The following is a 10283-nucleotide window of genomic DNA, read 5'->3' on the forward strand; positions in this document are numbered from 1 at the left end:
AATTAGAAACAACCACTAAGACAACCGTCCTGTCGCATCCTGTTTTTATCTAATTGTTTATCAGATTGTTATGCTTTTGGTTGAATATTATGTTAACCGAATGTGAATAGAAATTAAGATTTCATCGAAGTTTGAAGACGATTCATTAATTTGTGATTAATAATTTTATTAAAGCATAATTTTCTCTCAATTCTGAAGAAAATAACTTAAATGTAAATTTTTTGAATTTCTCGGCAGGAGAGGGCAGGATGCTCCCAATCGCAAGAAGCTATATTTTTAAAATTCGTTTATTAGCAATATAAAATCGATTATGAAATTTCAAAATATACCGAAGCTATTTTTAGCTTTTACAATTCTTTTTTCGTTTTCAAATTTAAAAAGTCAGGACAAATGGCCAGACGGAACCAAAATCGACAAGTGGTTTAAAGAAAACAAACCAACTGACATTAGTAAATTAGGAAAGAAATATATCATCACAGATTTTGGTGTGAAGAATGATAGTACAATTCTCCAAACAAAACAACTTCAAAATGTTATTGATGAAGCTTCAAAAAATGGAGGTGTAATTATCGTTCCAAAAGGAACTTTTTTAATCAGTTCGGTTTTCTTCAAACAGGGAACGCATTTACATCTCGAGAATGGAGCAAAATTAAGAGGAAGTGACGATATCAATGACTTTCCGATTGTGATGACAAGAATGGAAGGTCAGACGGTAAAATATTTTCCTGCTTTAATTAATGCTGACGGATTGGACGGTTTTACGATTTCAGGAAATGGTACTTTGGACGGTAACGGACTTCGCTTCTGGAAATCATTCTGGAAAAGACGCGAGTGGAATCCTAAATGTACGAATATGGATGAAATGAGACCTAGAATTATCTACGTTTCTAATTCAAAAAATGTTCAGGTTGAAGGAATTACGATTAAAAATTCTCCATTCTGGAGTACGCACTATTACAAAAGTGATTTCGTTAAATTGTTAAATCTGACGATTCTCGCTCCGAAAGAACCTGTGAAAGCACCAAGTACAGACGCGGTTGACATCGATGCGTGTACCAATTTCCTGATTAAAAATTGCTATATGTCAGTCAATGACGACGCCATCGCTTTGAAAGGCGGAAAAGGTCCAAAATCCGATAAAGACCCGAACAACGGTGAAAACAGAAATATTCTTATCGAAGACAACAGTTTCGGATTTTGCCACAGCGTTTTGACCTGCGGAAGTGAATCAATTCATAATTACAACGTGATTCTTCGTAACTCTAAAGTGAACGATGCCTCGAGATTATTACATTTAAAAATGCGTCCTGACACGCCTCAGCACTACGAATATCTTACGGTTGAAAACATCACAGGGAATGTAAAAACTTTCTTATATGTGAAAGGCTGGAATCAGTTTTTTGATTTAAAAGGTGAAGAAAGACCGAGAAAAGGTTTGGCCAACAATATCACGATAAAAAATATCGACATCAGTTGTGAAACGGCGTTCTCTGTTGAAAAATCAGATTTATTCGATTTAAAAGATTTCACGTTTGAGAATTTCAAAATAAAAGCTCTAAAGCCTGAAATGCAAAACCTGAATCACATTCAGAATTTAAAACAAAAAAATATCAATGTGACGCAAGTCGCCTCTCTCTCGCAATCTTACGACAAAAAAGACGATTCCGATATTTCTGCTAAATGAGTTTTTATTCCAAAATATTCGTTTTTTTATGCTTTTGCTCACAGTTTCTGCATTCTCAATCTAAGGAAATCCAATTCCTGAGCGGGACAGATTCTGAGCATACGAAAGAATGGGATTTTTGGATAACCAGTGGACGAAAATCGGGAAGCTGGGACAAAATTCAGGTTCCTTCTCAATGGGAACAGCAGGGATTTGGCTCGTACAATTATGGAAGAGATTACGTCACCTACGGCAAGAATTTTAAATTCAATGATGAAGTAGGTCTGTACAAACATAAATTTTCAGTTCCGAATTCGTGGAAAGGAAAATCAGTGAACATCGTTTTCGAAGGTTCGATGACCGACACAGAGGTGAAAATCAACGGAAGATTGGCCGGAGAAATTCATCAGGGCGCTTTTTATGAATTTAAATATGATATTTCCGACAAAATACTATTCGGAAAAGAAAATATTTTAGAAGTTAAGGTTTCCAAAATGTCTGCCGATAAATCAGTCAACAACGCAGAACGTCTTGCAGATTATTGGGTTTTAGGTGGAATTTTCCGTCCGGTTTATTTAGAAGTCAACCCTAAAGAAAATATTTCATCAACATCCATCGATGCCAAAGCAGACGGGACTTTCCGTTCTAATATTCATTTAAAAGGAATCAATTCTGTCAACAATGTGAAGGTTGAAATTTTTGATGTTAAAAATAATCTCGTTGGCGAATCTCACGTTCAAATTCAAAAAGGAGATACTTTAAAACAGATTCAATTTTCGGTTAAAAATCCAAAACTCTGGACAGCTGAAACACCAAATTTGTACAAGGCGAAATTCAGTTTACATAAAAACAGAAAAAATATCTTCCACACCGAAGAAAAATTCGGTTTCCGAACGGTTGAAATCCGCAAAGGCGACGGAATTTACATCAACGGAACCAAAGTCAAAATGAAAGGCATCAACCGTCACGTTTGGTGGCCTGAAACCGGAAGAGCGGTCAACAAAAACATCGATTTGATGGACGTTCAGCTTATCAAGGAAATGAATATGAATGCCGTTCGCTGTTCTCATTATCCGCCGAATAAATCCTTTCTTCAGATTTGTGATTCTTTGGGTGTATATGTTTTGGATGAATTGGCGGGATGGCAAAAAAAATACAGCACGGAAGTTGGCAAAAAACTCGTGAGAGAAATGGTTACGCGAGATGCCAATCATCCATCCATTATTTTTTGGAGCAACGGAAATGAGGGCGGACATAATTTTGATTTGGATGCAGAATATGCAAAATATGACCTGTCAAACCGTCCTGTCATTCACGCGCATCATAAGCCTGGAAACGCTTTCAACGGCATCGACTGCAATCATTACGAAGATTATTACAGCACCAAAAAAATTCTCGAAGGAGAAAATATTTATATGCCGACCGAGTTTCTGCACGCGCAGGATGACGGCGGTGGTGGAACTTCCTTGGCCGATTACTGGGAATTGCACTGGAATTCCAAAAAAGGCGCGGGTGGTTTTCTGTGGGCGTTTGCGGACGAAGGTTTGGTACGAACCGATTTTAATAATCAAATCGATGTCAACGCAATCAACGCTCCGGATGGAGTGGTGGGTCCGCATCGTGAAAAAGAAGGAAGTTTTTACGCGATTCGGGAAATTTACAGTCCGGTAAAAATTGATTTGAAAACCTTACCGAATGATTTTAATGGAACAATTCCTGTTGAAAACCGGTATCATTTCACGAACTTAAATGAATGTCAGTTTGAATGGAAATTGGTGAAATTCAAAACACCTTTTTCATCAGAATCCGGATGTGATGTAATTCAAAATGGAAAAGTTGAGTCTCCTAATATTAAACCGACTGAAAAAGGAAGTATTAATTTAAATCTTCCTGCGAATTGGAAAGAAAGCGAAGCTTTAATGCTGACTGCAACAGATTCTTTTGGAAAAGAAATTTACACGTGGACTTGGAGAATAAAATCTAATGATGAAATTTCAAGACAGTTTTCGAAATCATTAATTAAAGAGTTTCCGGTTTCAATTATAGAAAATGATTCATTATTTATTTTAAAATCAGACGAGAAAGAATTTTCATTTGGAAAAAAAGATGGATTATTAAAATCAATTATTTTAGACAAAAAAGGCAAAAAAATGACCTTCCGAAACGGACCGGTTTTCGTGAATGGAAAAACGGAATTATCTTCCATAAAAACTTTTGCAGAAGGACAAAATCAAGTCATTCAGATTTCCTACAAAGACGGGAAAAAAGCCGTTTGGAAACTGAATCCGAATGGAATTTTAGAATTGAATTATGAATATTCGCTTTCCGGAGATTACCAGTTCGCAGGTGTAAGTTTTGACTATCCTGAAAATTATGTCATCGGCGCAAAGTGGCTCGGCAAAGGTCCATATCACGTTTGGAAAAACAGAACTCAGGGACAGACTTACAACGTCTGGCAAAATCTCAAGAACTCAACCAGAACAGGTTTTTCACCTTGGATTTATCCTGAATTTAAAGGCTATTTCGATGATATTTCGTGGTTGCAATTGAATACGGCAGAGGGAAAAATAACAGTCGGAACGAAAGAAGAAAAAATGTTCGTCAGACTTTTTGATTTTTATGGAATTTACGGCGCTGAAGGTTACCCGAAACTGCCGACAGGAAATATTTCTTTCCTCGACGCCATTCCGCCGTTGGGAACAGCTTTGGCGTTTAATATTAATAATGATACTGCGACTTTAGGCCCAGAAAGTGAACCAAATCATTTGAAAGGAACATTCAAAAGAACTTTGTATTTCTATTTTGGTCTTCCTGATTTGGGCGGTGAAAATAGGCAGTTCACAATGCCGAAAGAAAATATTTTAACAGATTAAAATGCAGAACTGGATAAGATTTTTGATGCTGTTTTTAGGTTCGTTTCTGTTCGCGCAACAAACGAGTTTCAAGTTTGATTTTGGTACAGACAGAACCGAAAACGGATTTATTCCCATCACATCAACATCGAAATTTGATAAGAAAATCGGTTACGGATTTATGGATATTTCCGGTTTGAAATCTGTTGATAACGGCGGAAATGCTTTGATGGGAGATTTTATAACCAGCGATGAACCATTCTATTTTTCAGTCGCGATTCCTGAAGGAAATTATAATATTACATTAAATCTTGGCGATACAAAAGGAGCATCCGAAACTACAGTTCGTGTTGAAAACCGCCGTCTGATGCTGAATGATATCAAAACAAAAAAAGTTGAAATCGTCGAAAAACAAATCACAGTTCACGTCAAAGACAGCATTATCCGAAATCAGGAAGGAATTCAAATCGGAATTGTAAAACTGAAACCAAGAGAAAGAAAATATTTGCATTGGGATAATCTGTTTACGATTGAATTTAATGACAAAGCTCCGAAAGTTTGTTCGGTCATCATTCAGCCCAACAAAACGGCGAAAACTATTTATCTGACCGGCGATTCGACAGTTGTGGATGCGCAGTACGAACCTTGGGCGTCGTGGGGACAGATGTTGCCGTATTTTTTCGTCCCAAATGAAGTCGTGATTGCCAATTACGCAGAGAGCGGGGAAACGCTGAAAGCCTTTGAAGACCGCCACCGAATTGATAAAATCTGGAATAAAATAAAACCGGGAGATTACTTGTTCATCCAGTTTGGGCACAACGACCAAAAAGCGGACAATAGTACTAAATCCGGCTACAAAAAACGATTGAAAGAATGGATTTCGAAAGCCAAAGAACTAAGTGCAATTCCTGTTTTGGTCACCTCAATGAACCGCAGAGTTTTTGATGAAAACAATAAAATCATCAATACTTTAGATGATTTTCCTGATGCAATGCGTGAGATTGCGAAGGAAGTAAAAGTCGATTTAATTGATTTGAATGCCTTAAGCAAAACCTTATTCGAAGCGATGGGACCGGAAGAAGCAAAGAAAGCATTCGTGCACTATCCCGCAAATTCTTATCCCAATCAACTCACAGCTTTATCGGATGACACGCACTTCAATACGTATGGCGCTTACGAATTGGCAAAATGTGTCGTGAAATCTATCGTCGACCAAAATTTAACTTTAAAGAAATATATTTCTAAAAATTATAAAAGTTTTAACCCCAATAAACCTGATAAAATTGAAGACTTCCACTGGCCGGAATCTGTTTTTATGGAATCTCTGAAGCCTGATGGAAATTAAAAATAATAGAATGATTCGAAAAGAAATTTTATTTGCCCCAGCCCTAAAGGGAGCAAAATTTCTACGAGAGTTATTTCAATATATTTCCCTTTCATACTGAGTATGCTCAAGGAAAGAGTTGAGAGAAATAATGTATATGAAATTGATAGTCCTGAAAGGACGTTATCAAAAGCATTGGGTGAAGCCCAATGATAAAGTGAAAGAAATTGTGAACGAGTCCTGAAAGGGCGAAATCAAAACGTAACAAAAAAAATCTTTGATTTTTAAAAACTAATGTGCTCTCTTCAAAAGCCGAATCGCTCACTAAAAAGTAACTAATGTGTCCAAAAATCTTTTGTGGCTTTCGTGGTTAAATTAAACAGTCAAAAATGAAAATTAAAAATATAGTCAGTCTAAGTCTCCTCTGTTTTGCCTTCGGAAATCTCTCCGCACAAAACCCGTGGCCACAAACCACCGAGACTGCAAAACCGTGGACCCGCTGGTGGTGGATGGGAAATGGCGTCGACGAAAAAGGATTGGATAAACAACTCACTACTTTACATAAAGCAGGTTTCGGAGGCGTGGAAATCGTGCCGATTTACGGAGCAAAAGGTTTTGAAAAACAATACCTGACTTACCTTTCTCCGGAGTGGATGAAAATGCTTCAGTTCACAACCAACAAAGCAAAAAGCCTGAATATGGGCGTTGATATGTCAGTCGGAACAGGTTGGCCAATTGGTGGTCCACAAGTCGACGAACAGGATGCGGCAACAAAAATGATTGTTCAGGCCTACACGATTGCATCGGGTGAAAAATTTTCAGATAAAATCGTTCTGAAAGATGAGAAACAAAAGAATTTAAAAACAATAAAACTTGATGTTGTCACGGCTTACAATGAAAAAAATGAAGCAATAGTTTTAACGGATAAAATCAATGCTGACGGAACTTTGAACTGGAAACCAGGTTCAGGAAAATGGACGGTTTACGCAGTTTTCGTAGGTAAAACTTTACAAAAGGTGAAACGTGCAGCGCCGGGTGGCGAAGGTTACACTTTAGACCACTTTTCGCCAGACGCAACGAAGGATTATCTGAAAACTTTTGACAAGGCTTTTGGAAATTCCAACTATGGAATCAGGTCTTTTTTCAATGACAGTTATGAGGTTTACAACGCCGACTGGACACCGGATTTTTTAAATGAATTCAAAAAAAGAAGGGGCTATGATTTAAGTCCGTTCATCAAATATCTCGTGAGCAACGAGGAAAATGAAACTGCAGGAAGGGTAAAATCGGATTACAGAGAAACTCTCAATGAATTGATTTTAAATAATTTTACAAAAGATTTTACCAAATGGGCGCATTCCAAAAACTCAAAAAACACCAATCAGGCACACGGTTCGCCGGGAAATTTGTTGGATTTATATGCAGCAGTTGATATTCCTGAATCTGAAACTTTCGGAAGTTCGATTTTTGAGATTCCGGGGTTGAAGAGAGATACTGCGGACATTCAGAAATCAGATATGCCGGATTTTAATATGTTGAAATTTGCTTCTTCGGCAGCTAATGTGACAGGCAAAAAATTAACTTCCAACGAAACTTTTACCTGGCTGACAGAACATTTCAAAACCTCGTGGTCACAGGCAAAACCGGAAGTAGAGCAGGTATTTTTATCGGGAATCAACCACGTTTTTTACCACGGTACGACGTACACGCCAGCGGACGTGAAGTTTCCGGGATGGCTGTTTTATGCTTCAGTAAATTTCGTTCCTGAAAACAGTTTATGGCCACATCTGAAAGGATTGAATTCTTATATTGAACGCACGCAATCTGTTTTACAAAGCGGAAAATCGGATAATGAACTGCTGATGTACTGGCCGGTTTACGACCAATGGGCAAGTCCGAAAGGGAGGGATGTGACGTTCAAAGTTCATAACGTGGAAAAATGGTTAGTGACGACTCCGATGTATGAAAATATGAATAAGCTCAGTAAAATGGGTTATTCTCTCGATATGATTTCGGACAAAATGATTGGTGAATCAAAGTCGGAAAATCAGAAGATTCAGGTTTCGAAAGAAGGCTCGGCTTATCAGGTTTTAATCATTCCTGAACTGACGTATCTACCGGAATCTACTTTAAAAAATATTATGGATTTGGCGCAAAACGGTGCATCTGTCATATTTCAAAACGAACCCAAAGATATTCCCGGAAACTTTGAAGTGGAAAAAAGAAGAATGCTGTTAAAATCTTTATGGAATCAGATTCCGTTTCAAAACCAGACTGGAAATGTAAGAATGGCAAACGTTGGTAAAGGTAAAATTGTGCTGAGTTCTGATGTTGCAAAAGCTTTGGAATATTTAAAAATTGAAACAGAAAAACTGACCGACACGGGATTGAAATTCGTCAGAAGACAGTTCGATGGCGGAAAATATTATTACATCGTCAACCACACTTCAAAGGAAATCAATCAGAATATTCAGTTAAATTATATTGGAAAACAAGTGACTTTGATGAATCCTGAAAATGGAGATTATGGACTTGCAAAGACTCAGAATAATTCAGTAAAAGTTCAGTTGAAATCAGGAGAATCCTTAATTATAAAAAATACCGAAGATATTTATACCTCGATTCCCAATTGGTATTACGCTGAAAAAACAGAAGCGCCGATTCTTTTAAACCAACCTTGGCAACTGACTTTCAAAGAGGGCGGTCCCGAACTTCCGAAGACCAAAACTTTGAAGAAGCTGGAACCTTGGACGAACTTAACGGAAGATGCTTCAACCCAAAGTTTTTCCGGAACCGGAGTGTACACGACGACTTTAAAATTAAAAAAGAAAAACGCCGACGATTATCTTCTGAAATTAGATAAACTCTATGAAAGTGCTCGCGTGATTGTCAACGGTCAGGATGCCGGAATTGTCTGGAGTCTGCCTTTTGAAATCAACATCGGAAAATATTTGAAGAAAGGAAAAAATACCATCCAAATCGAAGTCTGCAACCTGATGGCGAACCGAATCCGTGATATGGACCAAAAGAAAATCCAGTGGCGAAATTACCACGAAATCAATTTTGTGAATATTAACTATAAGCCATTTGATGCATCCAACTGGAAAGTTCAGCCTTCCGGTCTGGACGGAGAAATTCAATTAATTCCAATTCATTATTCAAAATAAAATTATTTTACAATGAGACAAACACTTTGGCAGGCTCAGTGTGACACCTTTAATAATCAGAATTTAATTCTGCGTTGTCAGGCTGAGCTTGTCGAAGCCTCAATAAAAACAAAAATAAAATGTGAACTCGAAAATTCACGAATTCAAAAAATAAATCATTAAAAATGAGTACAAAAAATATCATAAAAACATTCGCATTAGGAACTTTGCTGTCCTTCAGTCTTTCCAATGCTCAGCAGAAACCGAAAGTGGTTTTAGACAACTTTTTCAACAACGAAAAAAAGGAAAATAAAGAAACGAAAGTTCTGGAATCGTGGCATTACACGTGGAATGACACCAGCAACGGTGGGTTTTCTTTACTGGGCGAAATCTTCACAAAACAAGGTGCAGAAATCAGTACTTTGACGACGGCCCCGACCAAAAAAGATTTGAAAAACGCCAATATTTACATCATCGTCGATGCCGATATTGATAAAGAAGCATATGGCGGAAAGGCCAATCTGATTGACCCGACCAGCATCAAAAACCTCACAGATTGGGTAAAAAAAGGAGGGGTTTTGGTTCTGATGAGCAATGATAACGGCAATTCGGAATTCGAACATTTCAACAAATTGGCTGGCGAATTTGGAATTCATTTTAATGATGACAGTTACAACCGCGTCCAGAAAAGAGAATTTGAGCAGGGAAAAGTGATGGTTCCGGCCGGAAACGAAATTTTCTCCGAGCAGAAATTATATATGAAAGAAGTGAGTTCCATAGACGTGAAATCCCCTGCCAAAGCCATCTTGACGGCAGAAGGGAAAGACATCGGAGTCATTGCAAAATTCGGCAAAGGTACAGTTTTCGCATTGGGCGACCCGTGGTGCTACAACGAGTACATCGATGGCAAAAAGTTACCCGCAGATTTTACCAATTATCAGGGAACTGAAGAGTGGGTTAAATGGTTGTTGAAACAGACTTCTAAGAAATAATTTTTTTAAAGTGCAATCGGTTGAAGTTGTGTAGGAAGATTTATTTGGGCAGCTTAATCCGCCTGTAGTTTATCCTGAGCTTGTCGAAGGACTCCCAATTTTTGCTCGTCGTTCCTGCTCACAAAAAGAGCTCCGTTCCTTTAGATTTGCAATAATAAAATATGATTGGAAAATATTAAATTTAGAAAAGAGAAAAGCATTTAATTAAACTTTGCTCCGCTCCGGGAAAAACCCATGGCTTGATTTAGAATTAAATGCTCTTTCTTTCATTGAGATTCAAATAGAAATTAGGGATCTAAGCCCATT

Annotated in this window: 5 protein-coding genes; all 5 read left to right on the forward strand. The window is 37.7% G+C overall.

Translation table 11 applies throughout. The features are described from left to right. Positions 1–310: 310 nt before the first annotated feature. Positions 311–1684, forward strand: coding sequence for a glycoside hydrolase family 28 protein (locus IO90_RS18005; protein WP_034970764.1), 1374 nt, complete (start codon positions 311–313; stop codon positions 1682–1684). Continuing rightward, positions 1681–4536 (forward strand): glycoside hydrolase family 2 protein, encoded by a 2856-nt coding sequence (locus IO90_RS18010; protein WP_034970765.1) that lies wholly within the window; start codon positions 1681–1683, stop codon positions 4534–4536. Before IO90_RS18005 ends, IO90_RS18010 begins: the two co-directional genes overlap by 4 nt. A 1-nt stretch (position 4537) precedes the next feature. Further along, positions 4538–5860, forward strand: a complete 1323-nt coding sequence (locus IO90_RS18015) for a rhamnogalacturonan acetylesterase (protein ID WP_034970766.1) — start codon at positions 4538–4540, stop codon at positions 5858–5860. A gap of 368 nt (positions 5861–6228) precedes the next feature. Beyond that, positions 6229–9006, forward strand: coding sequence for a glycosyl hydrolase (locus IO90_RS18020; RefSeq protein ID WP_034970767.1), 2778 nt, complete (start codon positions 6229–6231; stop codon positions 9004–9006). A 164-nt stretch (positions 9007–9170) separates the two neighbouring features. Then, positions 9171–9977, forward strand: coding sequence for a DUF4350 domain-containing protein (locus IO90_RS18025; protein ID WP_034970768.1), 807 nt, complete (start codon positions 9171–9173; stop codon positions 9975–9977). The last annotated feature ends 306 nt before the right edge of the window (positions 9978–10283 follow it).

It is taken from the genome of Chryseobacterium sp. FH1 (genome assembly GCF_000735135.1).
Taxonomy (GTDB): domain Bacteria; phylum Bacteroidota; class Bacteroidia; order Flavobacteriales; family Weeksellaceae; genus Epilithonimonas.